The sequence below is a fragment of the Ornithinibacter sp. genome (genome assembly GCF_035443565.1).
Lineage (GTDB): Bacteria > Actinomycetota > Actinomycetes > Actinomycetales > Dermatophilaceae > Fodinibacter.
In genome coordinates this window covers 1-23,539 of record NZ_DAORSO010000004.1, presented here as the reverse complement: position 1 = coordinate 23,539, position 23,539 = coordinate 1, and the positions used below count along the sequence as shown (strand labels likewise).

The 23,539-nt window shown below is 73.7% G+C and carries 22 protein-coding genes; 12 read left to right on the top strand and 10 right to left on the bottom strand.

The window, feature by feature from the left end; all coding sequences use genetic code 11:
• Positions 1 to 7 precede the first annotated feature (7 nt).
• From PLL68_RS01160 to PLL68_RS01145, 4 genes are all read left to right on the top strand, one after another.
• Positions 8 to 454 carry a hemerythrin domain-containing protein gene (locus PLL68_RS01160; RefSeq protein WP_324530861.1) on the top strand — a complete coding sequence of 149 codons (447 nt, stop codon included), beginning with the start codon at positions 8 to 10 and terminating at the stop codon, positions 452 to 454.
• Positions 451 to 1,530, top strand: coding sequence for a DUF8744 domain-containing protein (locus PLL68_RS01155; protein ID WP_324530859.1), 1,080 nt, complete (start codon positions 451 to 453; stop codon positions 1,528 to 1,530). The genes PLL68_RS01160 and PLL68_RS01155 overlap by 4 nt, the downstream gene beginning before the upstream one ends.
• Positions 1,527 to 4,304, top strand: a complete 2,778-nt coding sequence (locus PLL68_RS01150; RefSeq protein WP_324530857.1) for a multicopper oxidase domain-containing protein — start codon at positions 1,527 to 1,529, stop codon at positions 4,302 to 4,304. Before PLL68_RS01155 ends, PLL68_RS01150 begins: the two co-directional genes overlap by 4 nt.
• 73 nt (positions 4,305 to 4,377) lie before the next feature.
• Entirely contained in the window at positions 4,378 to 5,211 is an 834-nt protein-coding gene (locus tag PLL68_RS01145) for a patatin-like phospholipase family protein (RefSeq protein ID WP_324530854.1), read from the top strand.
• On the opposite strand, the gene PLL68_RS01140 is transcribed toward PLL68_RS01145, so the two are convergent.
• Positions 5,189 to 6,871 (bottom strand): long-chain-fatty-acid--CoA ligase, encoded by a 1,683-nt coding sequence (locus tag PLL68_RS01140; protein ID WP_324530852.1) that lies wholly within the window; start codon positions 6,869 to 6,871, stop codon positions 5,189 to 5,191. The genes PLL68_RS01145 and PLL68_RS01140 overlap by 23 nt on opposite strands.
• A gap of 129 nt (positions 6,872 to 7,000) precedes the next feature.
• On the opposite strand from PLL68_RS01140, the gene PLL68_RS01135 reads away from it, so the two are divergent.
• On the top strand, positions 7,001 to 8,020 hold the full coding sequence (locus PLL68_RS01135; protein ID WP_324530850.1) for a 1-acyl-sn-glycerol-3-phosphate acyltransferase: 1,020 nt from the start codon (positions 7,001 to 7,003) through the stop codon (positions 8,018 to 8,020).
• Between the two features lie 78 nt (positions 8,021 to 8,098).
• Here the strand turns inward: PLL68_RS01135 and pheA are convergent, their stop codons facing one another.
• On the bottom strand, positions 8,099 to 9,052 hold the full coding sequence (pheA, locus tag PLL68_RS01130; RefSeq protein ID WP_324530847.1) for a prephenate dehydratase: 954 nt from the start codon (positions 9,050 to 9,052) through the stop codon (positions 8,099 to 8,101).
• 73 nt (positions 9,053 to 9,125) lie between these two features.
• Between pheA and PLL68_RS01125 the strand changes: the two genes are divergently transcribed.
• Positions 9,126 to 9,740 (top strand): TMEM165/GDT1 family protein, encoded by a 615-nt coding sequence (locus tag PLL68_RS01125; RefSeq protein WP_324530845.1) that lies wholly within the window; start codon positions 9,126 to 9,128, stop codon positions 9,738 to 9,740.
• Here PLL68_RS01125 and PLL68_RS01120 read toward each other — a convergent pair.
• Complete coding sequence (locus PLL68_RS01120) at positions 9,707 to 10,960, bottom strand: glycosyltransferase 87 family protein (protein ID WP_324530844.1); 1,254 nt, start codon at positions 10,958 to 10,960, stop codon at positions 9,707 to 9,709. The two genes, PLL68_RS01125 and PLL68_RS01120, sit on opposite strands and share 34 nt — an antisense overlap.
• A 96-nt stretch (positions 10,961 to 11,056) precedes the next feature.
• Here PLL68_RS01120 and PLL68_RS01115 point away from each other — a divergent pair, with 96 nt between their 5' ends.
• Entirely contained in the window at positions 11,057 to 13,270 is a 2,214-nt protein-coding gene (locus PLL68_RS01115; protein WP_324530842.1) for a hypothetical protein, read from the top strand.
• Here PLL68_RS01115 and PLL68_RS01110 read toward each other — a convergent pair.
• The 5 genes from PLL68_RS01110 to PLL68_RS01090 form a co-directional block, all read right to left on the bottom strand.
• Positions 13,206 to 14,726, bottom strand: a complete 1,521-nt coding sequence (locus PLL68_RS01110) for an MptA/MptB family glycosyltransferase (protein WP_324530840.1) — start codon at positions 14,724 to 14,726, stop codon at positions 13,206 to 13,208. The genes PLL68_RS01115 and PLL68_RS01110 overlap by 65 nt on opposite strands.
• Positions 14,711 to 15,442, bottom strand: coding sequence for a glycosyltransferase (locus tag PLL68_RS01105; RefSeq protein WP_324530838.1), 732 nt, complete (start codon positions 15,440 to 15,442; stop codon positions 14,711 to 14,713). Before PLL68_RS01105 ends, PLL68_RS01110 begins: the two co-directional genes overlap by 16 nt.
• On the bottom strand, positions 15,442 to 16,332 hold the full coding sequence (locus PLL68_RS01100; RefSeq protein WP_324530836.1) for a DUF5926 family protein: 891 nt from the start codon (positions 16,330 to 16,332) through the stop codon (positions 15,442 to 15,444). Before PLL68_RS01100 ends, PLL68_RS01105 begins: the two co-directional genes overlap by 1 nt.
• A 196-nt stretch (positions 16,333 to 16,528) precedes the next feature.
• Positions 16,529 to 17,062 (bottom strand): ATP-binding protein, encoded by a 534-nt coding sequence (locus PLL68_RS01095; RefSeq protein ID WP_324530834.1) that lies wholly within the window; start codon positions 17,060 to 17,062, stop codon positions 16,529 to 16,531.
• 9 nt (positions 17,063 to 17,071) lie between these two features.
• Positions 17,072 to 17,914, bottom strand: a complete 843-nt coding sequence (locus PLL68_RS01090; protein WP_324530832.1) for a glycerophosphodiester phosphodiesterase — start codon at positions 17,912 to 17,914, stop codon at positions 17,072 to 17,074.
• Positions 17,915 to 18,083: 169 nt separating this feature from the next.
• Between PLL68_RS01090 and PLL68_RS01085 the strand changes: the two genes are divergently transcribed.
• Both PLL68_RS01085 and PLL68_RS01080 read left to right on the top strand, forming a co-directional pair.
• On the top strand, positions 18,084 to 18,560 hold the full coding sequence (locus PLL68_RS01085; RefSeq protein ID WP_324530830.1) for an RNA polymerase sigma factor: 477 nt from the start codon (positions 18,084 to 18,086) through the stop codon (positions 18,558 to 18,560).
• Entirely contained in the window at positions 18,557 to 19,144 is a 588-nt protein-coding gene (locus PLL68_RS01080; protein WP_324530828.1) for a methylated-DNA--[protein]-cysteine S-methyltransferase, read from the top strand. Before PLL68_RS01085 ends, PLL68_RS01080 begins: the two co-directional genes overlap by 4 nt.
• Positions 19,145 to 19,147: 3 nt before the next feature.
• On the opposite strand, the gene PLL68_RS01075 is transcribed toward PLL68_RS01080, so the two are convergent.
• Together PLL68_RS01075 and PLL68_RS01070 are read right to left on the bottom strand one after the other, a co-directional pair.
• Positions 19,148 to 20,785 (bottom strand): LLM class flavin-dependent oxidoreductase, encoded by a 1,638-nt coding sequence (locus tag PLL68_RS01075; protein WP_324530826.1) that lies wholly within the window; start codon positions 20,783 to 20,785, stop codon positions 19,148 to 19,150.
• On the bottom strand, positions 20,782 to 21,177 hold the full coding sequence (locus PLL68_RS01070) for a tetratricopeptide repeat protein (protein WP_324530824.1): 396 nt from the start codon (positions 21,175 to 21,177) through the stop codon (positions 20,782 to 20,784). The genes PLL68_RS01075 and PLL68_RS01070 overlap by 4 nt, the downstream gene beginning before the upstream one ends.
• 195 nt (positions 21,178 to 21,372) lie before the next feature.
• Here PLL68_RS01070 and PLL68_RS01065 point away from each other — a divergent pair, with 195 nt between their 5' ends.
• The 3 genes from PLL68_RS01065 (at position 21,373) to PLL68_RS01060 (ending at position 23,461) form a co-directional block, all read left to right on the top strand.
• Positions 21,373 to 22,782 (top strand): MFS transporter, encoded by a 1,410-nt coding sequence (locus PLL68_RS01065; protein WP_324530822.1) that lies wholly within the window; start codon positions 21,373 to 21,375, stop codon positions 22,780 to 22,782.
• A gap of 153 nt (positions 22,783 to 22,935) precedes the next feature.
• Complete coding sequence (locus PLL68_RS15860) at positions 22,936 to 23,097, top strand: DUF8730 family Cys-rich protein (RefSeq protein WP_502910584.1); 162 nt, start codon at positions 22,936 to 22,938, stop codon at positions 23,095 to 23,097.
• Positions 23,098 to 23,104: 7 nt separating this feature from the next.
• A complete protein-coding gene (locus tag PLL68_RS01060) occupies positions 23,105 to 23,461 on the top strand; it encodes a hypothetical protein (protein ID WP_324530820.1) in 357 nt (118 codons plus the stop codon).
• Positions 23,462 to 23,539 lie beyond the last annotated feature (78 nt).

Genomic DNA, 23,539 nt, shown 5'->3' with positions numbered 1-23,539 from the left:
CGTCGCCGTGTGCTCGTACTGCGGGTGCGAGAGCATCGACGTCATCGGCCGCTTCATGGCCGAGCACGTCGACATCATCAACGCCTCCGGGGTGCTGCGCCGGGCCTGCGAGCACGGCGACAACACCGCCGTCGTCGCGGCTGCCGACGCCCTGGCCGGGCTGCTCCACCCGCACACGGGTGCCGAGGAGGCCGGCCTCTTCGCGGTGCTCGCCGAGGACGAGGAGTTCACCGAGCACGTGGGCTCCCTGTGCGCCGAGCACACCGCACTGGATGCCGCGCTGGCGGCGGTGCGCGGTGGCGACCACGCGTCCTTCCCCGCCTTCGAGCTGGCCCTGCGCCACCACATCGACCGCGAGGAGAACGGCCTCTTCCCCGCAGCGGCCATCGCCTTCGCGGGCATGGAGTGGGAGCGGGTGACCGCGCTGACCCCGGCCGCCCCCAGCCGACCATGACGACGCCGCACCGGGCCTGGCTGCTGCTGCCGGCCGGGGCAAGCCTCCTCGCCGGGCTCGATGCCGGGCTGCTGCGGATGGGGGTCCCCGCGCCGCTCGACGCAGCGGCGCTGCCCGACGTGCACGGGCCGCTCATGGTGCTCGGCTTCCTCGGCACGCTCATCGCCCTCGAGCGGGCCGTCGCCCTGCGCGCGGCCTGGGGGTACGCCGCACCGGTGCTGCTCGGCCTCGGCGGGGTGGCGCTCGTCGCGCCGGTGCCGCCCCTCCTGGGCCGGATGCTGCTCCTCGACGGGACGGTCGCCCTCGTCGCGGTCCTGGTCGCGCTGTGGCGACGGCGTCGCGACGACGAGGTGCTCGTCCAGGTGCTCGCCGCGTGCCTCGCCGTGCTCGCGGCGCTGGCCTGGGTGCGGGTCGAGGCCTCGGTCGTCGTGCCGCTGCTCGCGGGGTTCGTCGTGCTGACGATCGCCGCCGAACGGGTCGAGCTCGCCCGGTTCCACCTCCCCCGCACCGCAGGGACGACCCTGCTCTGGCTCGCGACCGGGCTCGCCCTCGCGGCGACGTGGGCGCTCGTCGCACCGGGCCCGGGGAGCCGCGCCTTCGGGGTGGCCCTGCTCGCCCTCGTGGCGTGGCTCGCCCCCCGCGACGTCGCCCGCCGCACCGTGCGCTCCACCGGCCTGCCCCGCTTCAGCGCGGTGGCGATGCTCGCCGGATACGGGTGGCTCACCGTGGCCGGAGTCGCCTGGGCCGTCACCGGGGTGCCGACGACCCGCGCGGCCCACGACCTCCTCGTGCACACGGTCTTCCTCGGCTTCGCCATGAGCATGGTCCTCGCGCACGCGCCGGTCATCCTCCCCTCCGTCCTGCGCCGCCCGCTGCCGTACCGACGGGTGCTCTGGGCCCCCCTCGTCGTCCTGCACGCCGGGCTCGCGGTCCGCGTCTGCGGCGACCTCGTCGGCCAGACCCGCCTCGCCCAGGCCGGTGGCGTGCTCACCACCGTCGCCCTGCTCCTGCTCCCCCTCACCGCCGCGGCCTCGGTCGCACTCCCCGTCCGCCACCCCCGGAGCGTCCCCGCGTGACCACCCTCGAGCCCCCCGGCACCACGACCGCAGCAGCCCGACCCACCCGCCAGGGCCGCACCGGGCCACCCGGCGCCTCCCGAGGTCGGTGGGCGCTGCGCGACCGGCCGGGCGTGGTCTGGCTCGGCCTCGCCGTCCTCGTCGCCCTCGTCCACCCGTTCGTGCCGGCCGCGAGCTGGCTGATGGTGCACCTCGTGCTCCTCGGTGCCCTCACCCACTCGGCCATGGTGTGGAGCACCCACTTCGCCCAGGCCCTCCTGAAGACCCCGACGTCCCTCGACGAACGGGCTCGGCAGAACGCGCGGATCGGCCTGCTCGTCGCCGGTCAGGCGGCGGTGCTCGTCGGTGTGCCGACCTCGCTGTGGCCGCTGACCGTCGCCGGGGCGGTGGCGGTGTCGAGCGCGGTGGGCTGGCACGGCATCCAGCTGTGGCGGCGACTGCGGCACGCGCTGCCGGGGCGGTTCCGCATCACCGTGCGCTACTACCTGGCGGCCGCCGCCTGCGTGCCCGTCGGCGCGACCCTCGGGGCGTGGCTCGCCCGCGGCCTGGACGACACCACCCACGGGCGCGTGCTCGTCGCGCACTCGATGGTCATGGTGCTGGGCTGGATCGGGCTGACGGTGACCGGCACCCTCGTCACGCTGTGGCCGACGATGCTGCGCACCCGGATCGACGAGCGCGCCGAGCGCCTCGCGCGGCAGGCGCTGCCGGTGCTCGTCACGGCGGTCGCCGTCACCGGGTCCGGGGCGGCGCTGGGCTCGCGCGTCGCAACGTTGGTCGGTCTCGCCCTCTACGCCGCCGGGCTTGGCTGGTGGGGCCGGGCGCTGCTCGCACCGGCACGTCAGGCCCCGCCCCGCTTCTTCGCGACGTGGTCGGTGACCGCCGCCCTCGCCTGGGGTGCGGTGGCGCTCGGGCTCGTCGGGTGGCGGGTCGCCACCGCCGACTCGTGGGCCGAGGTGGCCGACGGGTACGGCGTCGTCGCGGCCGTCGTCGCCGCGGGCTTCGGGGCCCAGCTCCTCGCCGGCGCGCTGAGCCACCTCGTGCCGACGGTGCTCGGCGGCGGGCCGTCGGTCGTGCGGGCGGCATCGGCCGAGCTCAACCGGGGCGCCGTCTGGCGGGTGACCGTCGTCAACCTCGGCCTGCTCGTCTGCCTCCTGCCCGTCCCCAGCGCGGTCCGGGTCGCCACCTCGACCCTCGTCCTCGTGGCGCTGGCCGCGTTCGTCCCCCTCCTGCTGCGCGCCGTGAAGGCGGCCGTCGCGGCCCGCCGGGCCCTCGTCGCCACCGTCGCCGAGCACCCGGTGCGCCCCGAACGGGTCGGGCCCGAGCCGCGGGTGTGGTCACCGGGGCAGCTCGTCGCCGGGGTCGCCACCATCGCCCTCGCGCTGACCCTCGGCGTCGCCGTCGACCCGGCCGCTGCTGGCCTCGGCCCCGCGTCGGATGCCGGTGGCCCGGGTTCGGTCGCCGCGGCCGGCCTGACCGGGGCCGGATCGGTCACGCCGACCGGTGAGACCACCCGGGTGCGCGTCGAGGCCCGGGACATGGCCTTCTCCCCGGCCTCGATCACCGTGCCCGCCGGCAACCGCCTCGTCATCGACCTCGTCAACGTCGACGAAGGGTCGCCCCACGACCTGTCCTTCGGCGGCGACCTGCGCACCGAGCGCGTGATGCCCGGCCGCTCGACCACCCTCGACGTCGGGGTCGTCGGAGCCAGCGGTCAGGGGTGGTGCACCATCATCGGCCACCGCCGGATGGGCATGGTCCTCGACGTCGTCGTCGAGGGATCCACCGCCGGGACGAGCACCGCTGGGGCGAGCAGCGCCGGTGGTGCCGTCGCCGCGGAGCCCGACGACGGCATCCGACTCGGCCAGGAGCCGGATGCCGCGTTCCGCGCCGTCGATGCCGCCCTGCCGCCTCTTGACGACGCGACCGTGCGCGAAGTGACCCTCACGGTGGAGGAGGTCGAGCTCGAGGTCTCGCCCGGCATCCGGCAGAAGCGGTGGACCTTCAACGGGGGCGTGCCGGGGCCGACCCTGCACGGCCGGGTGGGCGACACCTTCGTCGTGACCCTGGTCAACAAGGGGTCGATGGGGCACTCGGTCGACTTCCACGCGGGCGAGCGGGCCCCGGACGAGGTCATGCGCACCATCCCACCCGGGGGTTCGCTCACCTACCGGTTCACGGCGCAGCGGGCCGGCATCTGGATGTACCACTGCTCGACGATGCCGATGAGCGCCCACATCGCGGCAGGCATGCACGGAGCGGTCGTCATCGAGCCCGACGGGCTGCCCGCCGTCGACCGCAGCTACGTCCTCGTGCAGTCCGAGGTGCACGTCGACGGCGACGGGTCCACGGCGATCAAGGAGGTCGACGCCGACTCGGCAGCCGCCGACACCCCCGACGCCGTCGTCTTCAACGGCGTGGCCAACCAGTACGACGCGGCACCCCTGACGGCGCGCGTCGGGGAGCGGGTGCGCCTGTGGGTGCTCGCCGCGGGCCCGAACCGCGGGTCGGCCTTCCACGTCGTCGGCGGGCAGTTCGACACGGTGTGGAGCGAGGGCGCGTATGTGCTGCGCCGTGGCGGCGGGCCGCTCGCTGGCGAGGGGAGCAAGGGCAGCGAGGGCGCGGACGGTGGCAGCCAGGTGCTCGGCCTGGCCCCCGCCCAGGGCGGCTTCGTGGAGTGGTCCCCCACCGAGCCCGGCTCGTACCCCTTCGTCACGCACGCCATGGCGGACGCGGAGCGGGGGGCGCACGGCATCCTCGCGGTGACCCGGTGAGGTGACAGCCAACGTCCGGCAGGTTGGTTGCCCTGACCACCAACCTGCCGGACACAAGCCGTAGGTTGGGGGCATGCCTCGCGACGAGCTCACCGCGTACGTCCTCGGCGGCGGAGGGGTGCTCGGCTCCAGCGAGGTGGGCATGGTGCGCGCGCTGGCCGAGCACGGCATCCGCCCCGACGTGGTCCTGGGCACGAGCATCGGCGCCATGAACGGGGCGTTCATCGCCGCCGACCCCGGGGTCGAGGGGGCCGAGCGGCTCGCTGCCGTCTGGGAGGCCGTGGTCCGCGAGGGGGTCTTCCTCGACAACCCGATGCGCCAGGCCGCCCGGGTCGCGAAGTACCGCACCCACCTGCTGTCGAACGCACCGCTGCGCCACGTCATCGAGCGCTACCTGCCGGTCAGCCGGTTCGAGGAGCTGGAGGTCGCCTTCCAGTGCGTCGCCGCCTGCATCGAGGACTCCAGCGGCCGCTGGTTCACCGACGGTGACCTCACCGATGCCGTCGTCGCGTCGTGCTCGGTGCCCGGGCTCTTCCCGCCCGTGAAGATCGACGACCGGCACTACCTCGACGGCGGGCTCGTGCACTCCATCCCCATCGGCCGGGCCCTGGCCCTGGGCGCGACCCGCATCTTCGTGCTCCAGGTCGGGCGGGTCGAGCAACCCCTGAAGGTGCCGACCAAGCCGTGGGAGGTCGCGACCGTCGCCTTCGAGATCGGCCGCCGTCACCGGTTCGTCCACGAGATGGAGTCCGTCCCCGACGACGTCGCGCTGCACGTGCTGCCCAGCGGCGCCGCCAGCAGCCCGAACGTGTCGATCGGGTTGGCGCGCATCGCGAAGATGAGGGAACGCATGGATGCCGCGCACGCGGCATCCGATGCCTACCTCACCGCCCTCGAATCTCCCTGACCACCTCGCGGCGCAGCACCTTGCCCATCGCGTTGACGGGCAGCTCGTCGAGCACGACGTAGCGTCGCGGCACCTTGTACGCGGTGAGGGACTCGCGGGCGTGGTCGTGGATCGACTGGGGGTCCAGCTGGGCGCCGGGGTCGAGCACGATGCCCGCGACGACCTCCTCGCTGCCGCTCTCGGGGTGCATCACCCCGACGACCGCGGCGTCGCGCACGCCCGGGTGCAGGCGCAGGACGGCCTCGACCTCGGAGGGGTAGACGTTGAAGCCACCGGTGATGATGACCTCCTTGATCCGGTCGACGATCGTGATGAACCCCTTGTCGTCCATCGTCACGACGTCGCCGGTGAGGAACCAGCCGTCGTGGAACGAGGCAGCCGTCTCCTCCGGCATCCCGCGGTAGCCGTCGAACACCTGCGGGCCCTTGACGAGCAGCTCGCCGCGCTCGCCGAGCGGCACCTCTCGGTCGAGGTCCTCGGGGTCGGCGATGCGCACCTGGACGTTCGGGAACGGCACGCCGATCGACCCCGGCCGCCGGTCGGTCGTCATCGGGTTGCCGACGACGACGGGTGAGGTCTCGGTGAGCCCGTACCCCTCGACGAGCAACCCACCGGTCGCCGCCTCCCAGCGCTCGACGAGCGGGGCCGGCAGCGGCATCGCGCCCGACAGGCCGTAGCGGATGCCGCGGATGCTCACCCCGCGCCGCTCCGCCTCGTCGACGATGCGTTCGTAGAGCGGCGGGACCGCCGGCACGAACGTCGGCACGGCCCGTTCGATGGCGTCCATGAGCAGCCCCACCTCGGGCTTGGGCAGGAGGACGAGGGTCGCGGCGAGGTCGATGCCGAGGAGCATCCCCACGGTGACGCCGTACGCGTGGAAGAGCGGCAGGGCGAGCAGGAAGGTCTCCTCGCCCTCGCGCAGTCCCGGCACCCAGGCGCGGCCCTGGTCGATGTTCGCGGTGAGGTTGCGGTGCCGCAGGGGCACGCCCTTCGGGACACCCGTCGTGCCCGAGGTGTAGAGGAGCAGTGCGACGTCGTCCACCCCCGGGCGGGGGTACGAGGCCGCCAGCGGGGGCGCGGTGGTGAGCCCTGCCCACTTCAGCGCACCGGGCGCGGGGCTCGTCAGGGCCTCCCGGGACGCGCGGGCCTTCGCGATCGGGAGCCGGAGCGCCAGCCGCTTCGCCAGGGGCAGCTCGGTCGTGAGGTCGACGGCGACGACGTGCTCGAGGGCGCAGTCACCGCGCAGCTCCTCGACGACGGGGACGACCTTGTCCCAGACGATCGCGACCCTCGCGCCGTGGTCGATGAACGGCAGCCGCAGCTCACCGGCCGTGTAGAGCGGGTTGTGCTCGACGACGGTCGCCCCGAGCCGCAGCACGGCGCAGAAGGCGATGACGTTCTGCGGGCAGTTCGGCATGAGGAGGGCGACGCTGTCACCCGGCCCGACGCCGAGACGACGCAGGCCCTCCGCGACGCGCGAGACCTGGTCGGCCATCGCGGCATACGTCGTCTTCCGGCCGAGGAACTCCAGCGCCACCCGCTGCGGGTGCGCGCTGGCGGTCCGCTCGAACCGGTCAACGAGGGTGGTGTCACCGGCCTCGAGGTGCAGCGGCACCCCGGGTCCGTAGGCCGCAGCCCAGCAGGGCTCGGGAGTGCTCATGGCCGATCGTCCTCACCGTCCGCGGTGTCGGGGAGCCCGCGGACGGCCCTCAACCTACTCCGGGGCCGGCGGCGGTGCGGCTGCGGCGGTGAGGCGTCGACGGCATCCGGTGGGCATACGCTGACCGCCATGGGCGCCCGCAGCATTCCCCCTCCCCCGCTGGCCGTGCGACGCGTGCTGCACGTGGCGTGGCCGTTCGTCGGGGTGCTCGTCACCGGGCTGATGGTGCCCGTCATCGTCGCGGGTGCGTTCATGGTGCTCGTCGACCGGCGGGCCCGGCTGTTTCGCGCCTCGTGCCTGGCCGTCGTGCTCATGTGGGTCGACATCCGGATGCTCCTGGGGTGCTGGGCGCTGTGGGCCAAGACCCCCGACCAGTCGTCACCGACGTGGCGCGAGGACCACGAGAAGCTGTTCTCGACCGCGCTGGACTCGCTGATGTACTACGCGCGCCGCTGGGTCGGGCTGGAGGTCGTGCTCGAGGACCGGATGCACTTCGGCTCCGACGACGAGCCCCTGCTCGCCCTGGCCCGGCACGCCGGCCCGGCCGACTCGCTGGCCATCGCGTGGCTGCTGTCGCGCACCGCCGGGCGGTTGCCGCGCATCGTGCTCGCCGAGGCGCTGCGGTGGGACCCGGGCATCGACACGATCCTGTCGCGGCTGCAGTCGTTCTTCATGCCCGCGCAGGCCCACCCCGGTCAGGACCGCGCCGCCGGTCTGGGTGAGATGGCCGCGACGATGCGGGACAACGACGTCTTCGTCATCTTCCCCGAGGGCCAGAACTGGACCCCGACCCGTCGCGCCGGGATGATCCGTCGGCTGCGCGAGCGGGGCGACACGGCCCTGGCCCGCCGCGCCGAGGAGCTGCAGTCGGTGCTGCCCCCGCGCACCAAGGGCGCCTGGGCCGCCCGGTCGGCCCGACCGGCGGCGGACGTCATGGTGCTGGCCCACGTCGGGCTCGACCAGCTCGCCAGCCCGCGGATGATCTGGGACGCCCTGCCCTTCCACGACCGCCCGTTCGTCGTGCGGACCTGGACCTACGCCGCCGACACGGTGCCGACCGAGGCCGAGGCCTTCGAGCAGTGGCTCGGTGACCGGTGGGACGAGGTCGACCAGTGGGTCACCGAGCACGGCGGCACGGCGCGGGCGTAGCGCCACCTCTACCGCGTGACGTCCGGCAGTTTGGTGGCTCTGACCACCGTTCTGCCGGACGCAGGCAAGGGAATCGACTCAGGGACGACCGGTGCGCAACCCCGTCAGCCATTCCCGGGCTGCCGAGAAGTCATCGTCGGCCGTGAGCGGGGCGATCGTGGCCCGCTGCTGGTCCGCGCGCGGGTAGGACCCGAGGAAGCGCACCTCCGAGCAGATCCGCTTCAGGCCCATGAGCGCCTCCCCCACCCGCTCGTCGAGCACGTGCCCCTCGAGGTCGATGGAGAAGCAGTAGGACCCCATCGACTCCTTCGTCGGGCGCGATTCCAACCGGGTCATGTTGATCCCGCGGGCGGCGAACTGCTCGAGCAGCGCGAGCAACCCGCCGGCGTGGTCGTCGCGCTGGAAGAGCACCACGGTCGTCTTGTCGGCCCCGGTGCGCTCGGGCACGACGCCGGGCCGGGCCACGAGCACGAACCGGGTGACGGCGGCCTGCATGTCGCCGATCCCCTCGGCGAGCACCTCGAGCCCGTGGAGCCGAGCGGCGGCGGGGGCGCACACGGCCGCGTCGAACGGCTGCGGCCCCTGCTCCAGGGCCTCCGCCGCGGATGCGGTCGACAGTGTCGGCACGTACACGGCATCCGGGATGTTCTCCCCGATCCACCCGCGAACCTGCGCCCACGCGTGGGAGTGGGTGCCGACGGCGCGCACGGCGTCGCGCGTGGTGCCCGGCGCGGCGGCCAGCACGAAGGTGACGGGCACGAGCACCTCGCCGACGACGACGAGCGGGTCGCCGCTGGCCAGGGCGTCGAGCGTGGCGGAGACCCCGCCCTCGACGGAGTTCTCGATCGGCACCATGGCGGCGTCGATGCTGCCGGCGCGCAGGGCGGTCAGCGCGGCATCCACCGACCCGAACGTGACGCGCTCACCCTGCGCGGACGGGCCCCACGCGTCCAGGGCCATCGACGTGAAGGTGCCCTCGGGGCCGAGGAAGCCGAAGCGCTTGGTGGGGGTCAACGAGGTCGAGGCGGTCACACGCGACAGGCTAGGCCGTCGCGAATCCGGACGCCCGCGCATTCCACCCCGCGGCAAAACTAGGGTGGATGCCGTGCCTCTCGACCTCGCGACCGTCGCCATCGTCTTCGGAACGATCTTCGTGGTCGAACTCCCCGACAAGACGTTCATCGCCACCCTGGTGATGGCCACCCGGTTCCGGCCGCTGCTCGTGTGGATCGGGGTCTGCCTCGCGTTCTTCGTGCAGACCGCGATCGCCGTGACCGCCGGCGGGTTGCTCGCCCAGCTGCCGCGCACCCTCGTCGAGGTCGTCGCCGCGACGCTGTTCCTCATCGGCGGCATCCTGCTGCTGCGCGGGGCCGGCGATGCCGACGAGGAGGAGGCCGAGACCGAGGAGGAGTTCGGCGCCAAGGCCGCCAAGCAGGTCGTGGGCTGGCGGGTGGTGAGCCTGTGCTTCACCATCCTGTTCCTCGCCGAGTGGGGTGACCTGTCGCAGATCCTCACGGCGTCGCTGGTCGTGCGCTACGACGACCCGCTCTCGGTGTTCGTCGGGGCCTTCCTGGCGCTGGCCACCGTGTCGGGGCTGGCTGCCGGGCTCGGGCGCACCCTGCTCACCCGGATGAAGCTGTCGACGATCCGCCGAGTCGGGGGCACGGTGTGCCTGGTGCTGGCGGGCTACTCCGCGCTGGAGATCGCCGGGGTCCTCTGACCGTTCGGCTCGGCTGGTTCGGCCGGCTCGTCGCGGGTCACCCACCAGAGCAGCGCCAGCGCCGCGAGCGCCCCGGCCACATCGGCGTTCTGCAGCAACCGCCCGGGCAGCTCGGGCCAGGTCGGCTGGTTCAGCCACGAGATGCCCCACCACGGCAGCCGGCACAGGAAGAACGCCGTCACCCCGAGCCCGGCCCACAGCCGCCGCCGGTCTCGCAGCGGGTCGGCCCCGAGCAGGGCGAAGATGACGACGACGATCCAGTGGAAGTGGTGGATCCAGGCCACCGGCGACAGCAGGCAGGCCATCAGCCCCACCGCGGCGACCTCACCGATCGAGTCACCCTGCAGGTACAGGCGTCGCGCCAGCGCGAAACCCAGCCACCCCACGACGGCGACGAGCACCAACCAGATCACCGTGCCCGGCATCCCCTCGGGGCCGATGCGCAGCAGCAGCCCGCGCAGCGACTGGTTGGACGTGCCCATGTTCGGCCCCAACCGGGCGGGGTCCTGCAGCGCCCCACCCCAGAACGCGAAGGAGGCGTGCGGCATCAGCACCCACATCCCGAGCGTCACCGCGACCGCCGTGCCGACCGCAGTCGCGGCCTCGCGCCAGCGCCGGGTCACCAGGAAGTGCACGACGAAGACCCCGGGCGTCAGCTTGACCGCCATCGCCAACCCGACGAGCACCCCGCGGGGCACGTGCCGGAGCACCCCCGGGCGGGGTGAGCGCAGGTCCATGAGGCACGCGAGCACGATGAACGCGTTGACCTGACCGAAGCGGATGCCGTCGCTCACCGGGTGCAGCCACAGCATCGGCGCCGTGAGGGCGGCGAGCGCGAGCGGCATCCAGCCGTCCGCCCGGTGGATCAGCCGGTACCCGGCGTACCAGACGATGGCCGTCGTCGCGAGCACCTGCAACGCGGTCCACAACCACCCGGCCGCGGCAAAGGGCATGAACGCCAACGGGATCGAGAGCAGCGCCGCGAACGGCGGATAGGTGAACGGCAGCAGCTGCGGGCTCTCGGTGAGCGCGGAGTAGATCGGCCGACCGGTGAGGATCGACACGCCGGCCTCGCGGTAGACCTCGACGTCGACCTGCCACTGGTCCATCGGCCAGAACACGAGGTAGCGCAGCACCACCGGGAGCGACGCCAGGGCGATGAGCCCCGCGGCGAGGAGCCACCGGTGCCACGGGACGACGCCGGCTGCTCGGGTGCTCACCGGCCCATTCTGCCGGTCGCGCGGGGCATCGAGGTCCTCGGCCGTCCACCGCCCGGCGTTCAGCGACTTCACGGGAGGCGCCCGTAGGGTGTCCCCGTGTTGCGCAGAGCCGTTGCCGTCGTCGTCGCCCTGGTGGCTCTCACCGCGGGTGTCCTCGTCGGTGCCGCGCCGTGGGCCACGGCGGCCACGGCGGCCACGGTCCCAGCGGCATCCACCCCGGCGGCGTCCATGGACGACCCCGCCGGCGCGGTCGTCCTCGTCGGCACGGGCGGCATCAGCTGGTCCGACGTCGACGAGACGACCACCCCGAACCTGTGGGTCCTGCTGCGCGACGGTGCCTCCGCGGCGCTGGTGGCCCGGTCGGTCAACTCCAACACGTGCCCCATCGACGGCTGGCTCGGCGTCTCCTCGGGCAGCCGGGCCTCGGCCGAACGAACGGGTGATGCCGACAACCCCGCCAACCGCCCGTGCCCGCCGCCACCCACCGTCACCCCCGAGGGTGCCGTCAGCACGTGGTCCGAGTACGTCTCGGCGGCTGCCGACCGGCGCTTCGTCGCCGACCTCGGCCTGCTCGGTGACACCGCTGCTGCGGGCGGGCTCTGCGTGCGGGCGGTGGACCCCTTCGCCGCGGTGGGTGGCGCCACCGCAGCCGGGTCCGTCGAGCAGTACTCGACGTGGTCGCCCGACACCCTGCTCGAGGACCTCAACGCCTGCCCCGTGACCCTCGTCGACGTGGGCTCGGTGCGTGACCCCGACGACGTCGCGCCCGGCGAGGTCGCCCCCGGCAGCCGCGCCGACCAGGTCGCCGCCATCGACGCCCGCATCGGCGAGGTCATCGCCGCGGGCCCCAACGGTGCCGAGTACATCGTCGCCTCCCTCTCGGATGCCGGGACGAGCGAGCGTCTTCGGCTGGTCATCGCGCGGGGCCCGCACTTCGGGCCCGGGGTGCTGGTGTCGGGGTCGACCAAGCAGGAGGGGCTCGCCCAGATCCCCGACATCACGGCCACGGTGCTGGCCTCGGTGGGGCTCCCGGTGCCGGATGCCGTCAACGGCGCCCCGATGACCGTCAAGTCCGCGCCCGACAACTCCCAGCAGCGGGCCCAGCAGCGGCTGACGACCCTGCGGGACTACGACGAGGCGAGCCACGACGTGCACAGCCTCGTCGAGCCGTTCTTCACCGTCTTCGCGTACGGCCAGCTCGTCATCTACCTCATCGTCCTGCTCGTGTGGAAGGGACGGCTCGGCACCGAGGCGAGCCGGGTGAAGGTGCTCTCGCGGGTGCGGGTGCTCGCGGTCGCGGCCGCGAGCGTGCCCGTCTCGACCTTCCTCGCCAACCTCGTGCCGTGGTGGCGCTTCCCGATCGAGATGGTGGCCGTCGTGGCCGTGGTCGGGGTGTTCGTCGCGCTCATCGCCACGGCGGCACTGCGAGGGCCGTGGCGCGGTTTCGCCCTGGGCCCGATGGCGTTCGTGTCGGCGGTGACCATGCTCGTGCTCGCGGTCGACATCATGACGGGGGCGAGGCTCCAGCTGTCATCCCTCATGGGCCTCCAGCCCGTGGTCGGTGGCCGGTTCTACGGCATGGGCAACACGACCTTCGCCCTCTTCGCGACGGCCACCATCCTGTTGTGCACGGCGGTGTCGTCGTGGCTGGTGCTCCAGAACCGGCGCAGGGCCGCTGCCATCGCCGTGGCCGCCATCGGCGGGGGCGCGACCGTCATCAACGCCATGCCGTTCTGGGGGGCCGACGGCGGCGGGCCGCCTGCCCTCATCCCCGGCATCATCTACCTCGTGTTCGCCGTGCTCGGCATCGCGATGACGTGGAAGCGCGTGCTGCTCATCGGTGGCTCGGTGGTCGCGCTGTTCTTCCTCATCGGCGTCGCCGACTGGCTGCGCCCGGCCGCGTCACGCAGTCACCTGGGGCGGTTCATCCAGTCGATCGTCGACGGCAACGCCCTGGACGTCGTCATCCGCAAGGGCGAGCAGAACCTCGGCATCCTGCTCGGCAACGCCCCGCTGACCCTGCTCGTGCCTGCCGCGCTGGTCTTCGTCATCTACGTGCTGGCCCGGCCGACGTCGTGGGGGTCGCGGGCCATGCAGCGCTCCTACGACCAGGCCCCGACCCTGCGGGCCGGGTTGATCGCCCTGCTCATCACCCTGACGATCGGCTTCCTCATCAACGACTCGGGGGTGGCGATCCCCGCGGTCGGCGCCACCCTGGCGGTGCCGCTCATCCTCTCGGCATCGGTCACGTACCTGCTCGACGAGGCCCGCGCCGCAGCGCAGACCCGCTCCGCACGCCAGCGACGATGACGAGCACCCAGAGCGCCACACCCACCCACGGCACCACCTCTCGACGGACCCCGAGCGTGAGCTCCTCGACCTGCGGGGTCATGCCCAGCACCCGGCCCGGCACGTAGGCGATCGACAGGGCGGTCAGCCGAACCAGGGCCACGAGGTCGACGAGGCCGGGAAGCAGTGCCGGCAGCGCGGCCCACACGAGCAGGTCGTACCAGGGCAGCGAGTAGGGCGCGGCCAGCGAGAAGGCCAACGACAGGCAGGCCGTGACCCAGAGCGCGACCGGTGCCACGGCATCCGAGGGTGGGGCCACGGCATCCGTCCCTCCATCGGCCAACAGGTCTCTCCAGGGACGCGCAGCCGGGCGGCTCAGGCGCAGCAGGCACCACGCCAACAGCACCGCCAGCACGGCCGCCCCGAGGCTGATCGCCACCCGGGTCTGCTCGTTGCCCCACACGTCCCGGCCCCACTCCAGCAGTGGCCGCCACGGGGTCGCCAGCGACACGGCCTGGCGCGAGCGCATCAGCTGGTCGTAGACGTGCGGCCCGGCCCAGGCGTGCAGCACTCCGGCCACGAGGACGAACCCACCCCCGAGGGCCACCACCCGGCGCACCAACCCGCCCCCACGCAGCCCGACCAGCCACCAGGCCGCGACGATCCCGGCCCCCACGACGGCATACGTGAACTTCGTCGAGCCGGCCAAGGCCACGACACCCCCGCCGAGAACGGCGCCGACCACCCCCGGCCGCGCCACCACCACCCCCACGGCGACGACCGCGAGGGCAGCGGCGATGAGGTCGATGTGCGCCCCGAGCACGCCGACCCCGAACACCAGCGGGTTCAGCGTCCACAGCACGTCGACCCGTCCGTGCGCCGAGGGGTCGAGCACGCGGCGCAGCACCCAGCGCACCCCGAGCCACGCCACGACGACGAGCACCTGCCACACCCAGACCCCCTGGCGCAGCGAGTCGCCCCCGAGCAGCGCCGCGAGCCCGTGCAGCAGCGCCCCGAACGGGCCGTAGACGCTCGGCTCGGTGGTCCACGGGGCCTCGACGCGGCTGGTCACCGGGTCGGCGCCACCGGCCCAGTCGATCGGTGACTCCACCCAGGGGTTGCCACCGCCGACGAGGATCCGCCCGTACGCCAGGTAGTTGAGGTGGTCACCCGAACCGAACGGTGCCGTGAGCAGCGCCAGGGCGCCCAACCCCAGGGGCAGGGCCCACGTGCGCAGCGCCCCCACCCCGGCGCGCAGGCCGAGCAGCACCGCGAGACCACCGACGAGGTATGCCGTCCACAGCACCCCAGTGACCGCGCCCGGTCCCAGCGTGATCGGCACCAGGGTGCCCGGGCCCCACCCGCTCGGGGAGAGGTCGGGCGTGGCCGCGTTGGGGCGGGAGGCGCCGACGAGCAGCAGCAGCGCGACGGCCAGACCGACGCAGAGCCGGTGGGCGCGGGTCAGTCCCGGTGCCACGGCCGCCAGCCGCGGGCGACCAGGGCCAGCCAGACGTCGCGGTACTGGCCGGCCCGGTGCAGCTGCCCGCGCCAGTCCGAGCCGCTGACCCGGTGCTGGAGCTCGCAGGGCACCTCGAGCACGCTGAGGCCGGCGCGCAGGACGTCGACCGTGAGAGCGGTCTCGACACCCCAGCCGCGGGCGAGCGGGGTCGCGGCGTCGAAGGCGCGGGGCCCGACGCAGCGCATGCCCGACAGCGGTTGGACCGCGGTGAACCCGGTGAGGTGCCGGATGCCGCGTCGCGCGAGGTTGACCACGAGCCCCCGGCCGCCCCCCGCGGTGATCTGGGCCGGCAGCGTCGCGATGGTCATGTCGGCGGTGCCGTCGAGGACGGCCGTCGTGAGCACCCCCAGGTTGGCGGCTGTCTCCTGGAGGTCGCCGTCGACGAAGAGGAGGGCACTGCGCCAGGGGGCCGCGGCATCCGCGCGCTCGAGCTCGCGCACCCGCCGGGCGCCCGTCTCGAGCGCGGCGGCCTTGCCCCGGTTGCGCTCGTGGCGCACGACGTCGGCACCGGCCTCACGAGCGACGCGGGAGGTGTCGTCGGTGCTGCCGTCGTCGACGACCACGACCCGCCCCACCTGCGGCAGCGCCGCCACGGCGCGCACCGTGGCCGCGATGCGGTCGGCCTCGTCCTTGCAGGGGATGACGGCGGAGACCTGCGCGGCGAGCGCACTCATCAGCGCAGGGTCACCTGACGGCTGAGCAGGCCGGAACGGGCGCGGCGCTCGTCGGCGCTGAGCGACTCGGTCGAGGCCAGGGCCGCGGCGTAGCGGGTGGACCACGCGGTGAGCTCGTCCTCGTAGTCGTCGGCACCGAGCTCGGGGTCGAGGTCCCACACGGGGACGAGCAGGCCGCAGGCGCGGAAGGCCCCGAGCAGGCGGGTGTCGCCGCCGAGGGCGTCGTCGCCGCTGGCGTGCAGGCGGGCGAGGGCGTCGGTCGCGGCGTCCTCGTCGTCGGGGAGCACGAGGCGGATGTGGGCCCGGTCGCCGATGCGCACCCAGTAGGCCGACGGCAGGGCCGCCATCTTCGTCGTGGGCACCACGGTCTCGTTGGCCCGCTCGAGGGACGCCGCGGCATCCCCTTCGAGCTCCTGGCCCTCGACCCAGAAGTCGAAGCCCTCGTGGACGGTGACCTCGAACGTGGTGTCGTCGGTGAGCAGGTCCTGAAGGCGCGGGCTGTCGGCGGTGGCCGGTGCCGTCGTCACGACGGGGTTGCCCGGTTCGGCGGCCAGCGCGGCCAGCACCTGCCCGGCGAGGTCGCGCGAGGCGTCGCCGCTGGCGTTGCCCGACTGCGTGCCGACGAACACGGTGCCGTCGGCGCGGTGCAGGCCGGGCCAGGCCATCGGCAGCACGGTCGCGACGGTCACCTCCGTGGGCGCCCCGTCCGGCACGTGCTCGGGACGCAGGCTCACCGTGGCCGTGGCCGCCGGGAGGATCTCGCGCATCGCGACCCAGTCGGTCTCACCGGCCAAGCCCTCGAAGGGGCGGCGCTCGAAGGGCACCGGCCCGGGACGGGAGCGCGCGGTGCCACGCTCGGTTCCACGCTGACGTCGAGATGCCTTGCCCATGCGCGTCACCCTAACGGCCCGCGGCGCGCAGGCCCTCCGGAGGCCACCTCCGCAGCCGGAACTTTCTCGCCCGATGCCACAAGCTTCACCATGACACCACTTCATTTCCGGTGCGAAGGTGAAGGTCCTGGCACCGGGCGAGAACGTTGTGACGAGGCCGCGGCGGGACCGGGGCGCTATCGGATGCCGGGAGCGTTCAGTTGGCGCGGCGGCGGCTGGGGCCGCCGAGGGTGGCCCACACGACGGTGCCGGTGCGGTCCTCGGTGACGCCCCACTCGTGCGCGATCGACCGCACGATGCGCAGCCCCCGCCCCGACGAGAGCCACACGGTGCGCGGCGCCGGGTGCGGCACGGTGTCACCGCCGGCGTCGGTCACCTCGACCTCGACGACCTCGCCGCGGATCTTCCAGCGCACCCGGATGGTGCCGTCGGACAGGGGCCGGGCGTGCCGCAGCGCGTTCGTCACCAGTTCGGACGCCACGAGCTCGGCCTCGTCGACGAGCTCGTCGGGCATCTCGCGGGCCTGGAGGTCCGCGACGATCTCGCGCCGGATGCGACCGACCGACGACGGGTCGTGCGGCGGCCGGACGGTGCAGATGATGCTGTCCACCCCGGGGCCGGAGGACTCGACGACGACGAGACCGCTCTCGCCGGTGCGCCGGGAGCCGACCTCTGCGGAGTCGTCGTCATCAGCGGACGAGTGCGACGCGTGCGGCGGAGGAGGGGTCATCGAACCAACCTAACCCGAGGCAGCGATCCGATCGAGAACGTGTGCAGGCCGGTTCGTGATGATGACGTCGACCCCGAGGTCCAGGCACCGCGTGATGTCGTCGTCGGTGTCGACGGTCCACACGTACACCTGGTGACCACGGCGTTGGAACGCGCGCACGGCTCGCGGGTTGCGCAGCATCCGCACGTCCAGGCCCACGGCCCCGATGCCGGCGGGCAGGATGCCGTCCCACGTCATCCGCGGACGCGTCGCGTCGACGAGGTAGACCAGTGGCAGCTTCGGCGCCAGCCGGTGGGCACGCTGAAGGGCGGTGTGGGAGAACGACATCATCCGCACGTGCGGGCGGCCCGGCACGTCACCCCCGGCGAGGTCGAAGGCCCGCAGGACGTGCACCAGCGCCTTCTCGACGTCGCTGCCGTGGCGCGTGGGGTGCTTGGTCTCGATGAGGGTGACGACCTCCTGACCGGTGTCGACGAGGGTGTCGAGCAGGCGCCGCAGGGTGAGCAGGTGGCCGCGCTCGGGGTCGGCCTCGGGCAGCTCGGTGTCGCCGGGGCGGTGCGCGGTCTTCCACGAGGCCCAGTCGAGTTCCTCGAGAAGGGCCAGTTCCAGAGCAGACACCACTCCGCGCCCGTTGGAGGTGCGCTCGATCCGGCGGTCGTGCACACAGACGAGGTGGTGGTCAGCCGTCAGCCGCACGTCGCACTCGACCCCGTCGGCGCCGTGGGCGAACGCCCTGCGGTACGCCGCCAGAGTGTGTTCGGGCTCCTCGTCGCTCGCCCCTCGGTGCGCGATGACCAGCGGGCCGCCCCGCCGCGGTTCGGGCTTGCTCAGCCCCTCTGACACGACCTCCACAGGGCCACGGTTCCACATCCGGCGCGCGAACGTGGCCGCTCTCGGCATCCGACCCGCCGGACGCTCCGGTGAGGGTGCGCTACGTCCGGCACCTTGCTCGCCCCGACGACCAATCTGCCGGACGCAAGGGCCGTGCTCACACATCCGGGCGGCCTACCGTTGCACCATCGTGAGCCTTCCCCCCTTCCAGCACCTCGTCGACGAGCACTGGCGCGACGTCGCCCGCCTCGCGCACGGCCTCGCGCCCGGCCACGGTGACGACGTCGCGCAGCAGGCCTGGACGCAGGCGCTGGCCGCCTATCCGCGGCTCACCCATGCGCGCAACCTGCGGTCGTGGCTGCTCACGATCACGCACCGCTGCGCGATGGACCACCACCGCACCGCCCGCCGCACCACCCCCCACGACGACCTGTCACTGCTCGACCAGGCCCCGGCCCATCTCCCGCCCGAGGTGCCCGACGGCGACCTGTGGGCCCGGGTCGCGGCGTTGCCGCAGCGCCAGCGGGAGGCCGTCGTGCTGCGCTTCGTCGGCGACCTCGACCACCGCGCGGTGGCGGCGGCGCTCGGCACCTCGCCGGGCATGAGCCGGCGCCTCGTCAGCGACGCCATCGCCACCCTCCGCCTCGACCTCCGGGACCAGCCATGACCAACCCCTTCGCCACCTTCGACCCGCCGCTGGCCGGTCCGCCCGTGCTCGAGCCCACCGACGTCTCCTACGTGCTCGAGGACACCGCCGTCGGGCGACTGCTCATCGCCGTGCGCTCCACCGGCGCGGTGGTGACGTGCGCGTACTCCCCGGACACGGCATCCGAGGACCGGTGGTTGACGCGCATCGCGGGAACCGTGAGCCCGCGGGTGCTGCGTCACCCCTCCCCGACGGATGCCGTTCGCCGGGCTCTCGCGGCGTACCTCACCGGAGGTGCCCGTTCGGTCGACGTGCCGACCGACCTCGCGCTCGCCTCGCCGTTCCAGCGCGAGGTGCTCACCGGGCTCGCGGCGCGGGTCGGCTACGGCGAGCGCACGACGTACGGCGAGCTGGCGTCAGCCGTGGAGCACCCCGGCGCTGCGCGCGCGGTGGGGACGGTGCTCGGTGGCAACCCGCTGTGCATCGTGCTGCCCTGCCACCGGGTGCTGCCGGCATCCGGTGGGGTCGGCGGCTACGCCGGGGGCGCCGCGGCGAAGGAGCACCTGCTGGCCCTGGAGGCCGCTCACACCTCTCCCCGCGTCTGAACGTCAGCGGGTCATGCCGTGCCGGGCCAGCGGGTGCAGCAGCTCGCGCTCCTCGTAGGCCAGGTGGGAGAGCAGGGTGTCGGTCAGCAGGTCGACGACGTGCCGCAGGCGGTCCAGGGCCCCCGGTTCGTCGGCGACCAGCGCCACGAGCGCCCGGTCGACGTCGTCGAGCACGTCGTGGATGACCTCGTGCTCCTCCTCGAGCCGGTCGATCACCGGGCGGGCGTCGGGGTCCTGCGCTCGCAGGTGCGGGAAGATCGCGGCGTCCTCGAGCGAGTGGTGACCGGTGACGATGCGGCAGTACGACTCGCAGTACGCCCCGAGCGTCCAGTTGTTCTGGCGCATCGTCATGGCGTTGACCGCTGACCGGGCAGCCCCCACCTGGAGGTGCCCGCGCACGACCTGGTCGACCACGTCGCGCAGCTGGGTGAGCTCGGACCTCAGGTGGTTGTGCACGTCGATGAGGTGCTGGGGCACGGCGAGCTGGGCCGGGCCGTACCCAGCCTGCTCCTGCGCGTCGGCGCGGCGCGGGTAGGTCGGCCGGCTCGCCTCGTCCCACGGCAGGATGCCGGTGAGCCGCCTGCCGTCGTCGGGCGTCGGCGTGACGACGGGCCGGTTCTCACGCCCCCCGGCCGGTGCCCCGGAGCTGACCCGGGGCGCACCCGCGGACGGCTCGACACTCGACGCCGAGGCCTCCACCCGCGAGGGCGAGGTCGCCACGGCATCCCGCGCCACGGCATCCGAGGGCTGCGTGGCCCGCCGGGCACGTTCCGCCGCGACGAGCTCGCGCACGGCAGGTGCCACCTCGTCACCGAAGCGGCGCACGTCGTCGGGGTCGTCCGTCGCGAGGATGTACGTCGCCATGCCCTGCTCGAGGGTGAGCTCGGCGAGCTGCTCGGCCCAAGTACGCGGCTGGCCCCGGAGGAAGCCGGCCCCCGAGCCGAAGGTGCCCGAGACGTTGTAGAGCCGGCGCACGGCCTCGGGTGAACGACCCGCGGCCAGGGCCGCCTCGTCGATGCGGGCGTTCATCGGGGCGAGGGTCTCGGGGGCGGCGTAGCCCTGGCTGGGCAGCCAGCCGTCGGCGAGGCGACCGGTGAGGCGCAGCATCCGCGGCTTGTAGGCCCCCACCCAGATACCCATCGGGTGCGCCGGCGCGGGGCCCGAGTGCAGGCCACGGGCTCGGTGGTGCTCACCGTTCACCCGCACGCTGCCCTCCCCCGCCCACAGCGCCCGGGTGATGGCGATCGCCTCCTCGAGGGCGGTCACGGCCTCGCCGGGGGTCAGCCGGGTGCCACCCGCCGCCTCGATGGCGTCCCAGAAGGCACCGGTGCCCAGGCCCAGCTCGACCCGCCCCCCGGTGAGCAGGTCGAGCGAGGCGGCCGATCGGGCCAGCACCACGGGGTTGCGCAGCGGCAGGTTCGCGACGTTGAGGGCGACCCGCACCGTCGACGTGCGGGCAGCGATGACCGAGAGCAGGGTCCACGCGTCGAGGTGGCGCGCCTGGTACGGGTGGTCCTGCACGCTCACGAGGTCGAGACCGCTGACCTCGGCCAGGGTCGCCAGCTCCAGCACGCGGTGGGGGCGCGCGGCATCCGGGGTGGGGAAGAGACCGAACTCGAGGTCGTGCCCGTAGTCGCTCACGCCGATGAGTCCGTCGGGTCTGACGTGTCTGCCGGGAGCCGGCCCGTGCCGGCGTAGCCACCGAGCAGCTCGGCCATCGCGAGGTGCGGTCGGGCATCAGCGGCCCGGCCGAGGCGCTGGAGGGTGCGGCCGAGCACGAGGTTGGCGTAGGCGTCGTCCGGGTGCTCGATGAGCACCGTCCGCAGCACCGTCTCGGCGCGGCCGAGCTGTGCGGAGTGGAAGTAGGCCCGGCCGAGCAGCACCCGCAGCTCGGTGGTGCCGTGCAGCGGTGGCTCGAGGGCGCTCTCGTCCACGAGGGCACGCAGGGAGTCGGCGGCGGCCTGGTACTCGCCGTGCTCGAACAGGCCACGGGCCTGCGTGTAGCGCTCTGCCATCGACATGGGGGTGTTCACGGGCTGCTCAACGCCTCGCCGCCGGTGGCCATTCCGGAGCCGCCCAGCACGCGCGGACGCAGCACTTCGATGGCGACGCAGCACTGCGATCGCCACGCAGCAGTTCGCCGCGTGGCCGGTAATTGCCGGGCAGCGACCGAACGTCCGCGTTTCTGGCAGCTCGGCGGCGGCCCCGCGGGAGAGGATCGGAGGGTCATGACCACGAACGACCACTCCCCGACTCCGCCGAACCCCGCAGGCCCCGGCGCTCGCAGCACGTCCGGCATGCGACAGCGCGTGACCGACGCGGGGCGCACGGTCGGGCGTGGGGGCCGCGCCGGCATCCGCGCCGTCGGCACCGGGGGGCGAGCGGCCGGCCGCCGGTTCCGCTCCTTCGCGAGCGCCGACGGAGCCGCGGACACCGGGCTCGCGCGCCTCACCGAGCTGCACGCGGTCAACGTCGCCGCGGATGCCGCGCTCACCGTCTCGCTGGCCGGCACCGTGTTCGCCCTGCCCACCGACGAGGCGCGCAGTCGGGTCGCCCTCTTCCTCGTGCTGACGATGGCTCCGTTCGTGCTCCTGGCCCCCCTCATCGGGCCGTTGCTCGACAGGTTCCGGCACGGCCGCCGGTGGGCGCTCGGCACGACCCTGGCCACTCGGGCCTTCCTCGCATGGGTGCTGGCCTCGGCCGTGGTCGAGGACAGCGCGTGGCTCTTCCCCGCGGCCCTGGGGTGCCTCGTGGCCAGTCGTTCGTATGCCGTGGCACGCGCCGCCGCCGTCCCCCGGCTGCTGCCCGACGGCATCACCCTCGTCACGGCCAACGCCCGCCTCAACATCGCCGGACTGGTGGGCATGGCGCTCGGCGGCGGCCTCGCGGGCGCCCTGTCACGCATCGGGCCCGACTGGTCGCTGCGCCTCGCCTTCGCCATCTACGTTTCGGCGACGGTGCTCGCCATCCGGCTTCCCGCGCGGGTCGACTCGACCACGGGCGAGGTCGACGTCGACGGCATCCCCGTCTCCGAGGCCCCGCTGCCGACCCTCGAGGGCGGATCTCGACGCCTGCGTGCGCTGCCGCCGCTGGTGCGCTTCACGCTCTGGGTGACCTGCGGAGCCCGCGTCCTGTCGGGGTTCCTCACCCTCTTCCTCGCCTTCCTCATGCGCGAGCACCCGATCCCGGGGTGGTCCGGGCCGGTCGTCCTCGCGCTCGTCGCGGGCGCCGCTGGGGCGGGGAACGCGTTGGGGTCGGTCATCGGCAACCGCAGGCGGACACCACCTCCTGAGCGGATGGCGACGGCGATCGCCCTCGTCGCCCTGAGCGCCGCCCTCGCCACCTCGATCCTGTACTCGGTGTGGGCGCTCGTGCTGCTGGGCCTCGCGACGGGGCTGTTCGGTCAGCTCGCGAAGCTCTGCCTCGACGCCCTGATCCAGCGCGACATCGCCGACGACGTGCGGGCCCGGGTGTTCTCCTGGTCCGAGACCATCCTCCAGGGGTTCTGGGTGCTCGGGGGAGCCATCGGCATCGCCATCCCCCTGCGGCCGGGGCTCGGCTTCGGCCTCGTCGCGGTGGTCGTTGCCCTGCTCGGGGCGGTGGCGATCCGGTCGCGTCACCTCGGCTCGGGTCGCTGAGGCGGGCCGTCGGGCCCGAGCGAGAGCGAAGGGATTCCCTGCGCGCCGCGACGACCTCCCGGGGCCCCCTTATCCACTCGCCTTGCATACCCCCTGGGGTATGTCCTACGCTATCTTCGACACCACTCCTCTACCCCCTTTGTGAGGTCATCCATGTGCAGCCCCGCCACCTGTCACTCCTGCGGCAAGACGACCTGGGCCGGGTGCGGCATGCACGCCGACATGGTCATGGCCAGCGTCCCGGCCGAGGCCCGTTGCTCGTGCCACGAGGAGCCCGCTCCTCCTCAGCGCTTGGGCAACGCCTTCGGCTGGTGACCCGCTCGTGACCCCGCCGGTCACGCAGGGCCGTGACGCCTGGTCCGTCCCGGACATCGAAGCCCTGCGGCCCCTGGCACCGAGGCGCAGCCGCTGGGCCGACGTCCTGCTGCACCGCCGCCGCCTCGTCACGGCCGCCGTCGCGTTCCCCCTGGTGCTGTGGGCAGCCCGCACCTCCATGCCCGCAGGGCTCGAGGTGGGGGCCGCCTGGTGGGCCCTGCTCGCCCTCACTGCCACCCTGGGTTCGCTGGCCCTGGCCACCTACGTCCCGTTGGCACGAACCGACGGGACCAGCGCCGGAGGCAGCCCGTGCGCCGCGGCGGCCGTCGTGTTCGTCGTCCTCGTCGGGCCCGCCCGCCGCTGACCCCGTCACCGCGGGCAGTCGGCCCCTACGCCTAGGCTGACCGGGTGATGAGCACCCGGGCGGCCAGGCTGCGCCTGC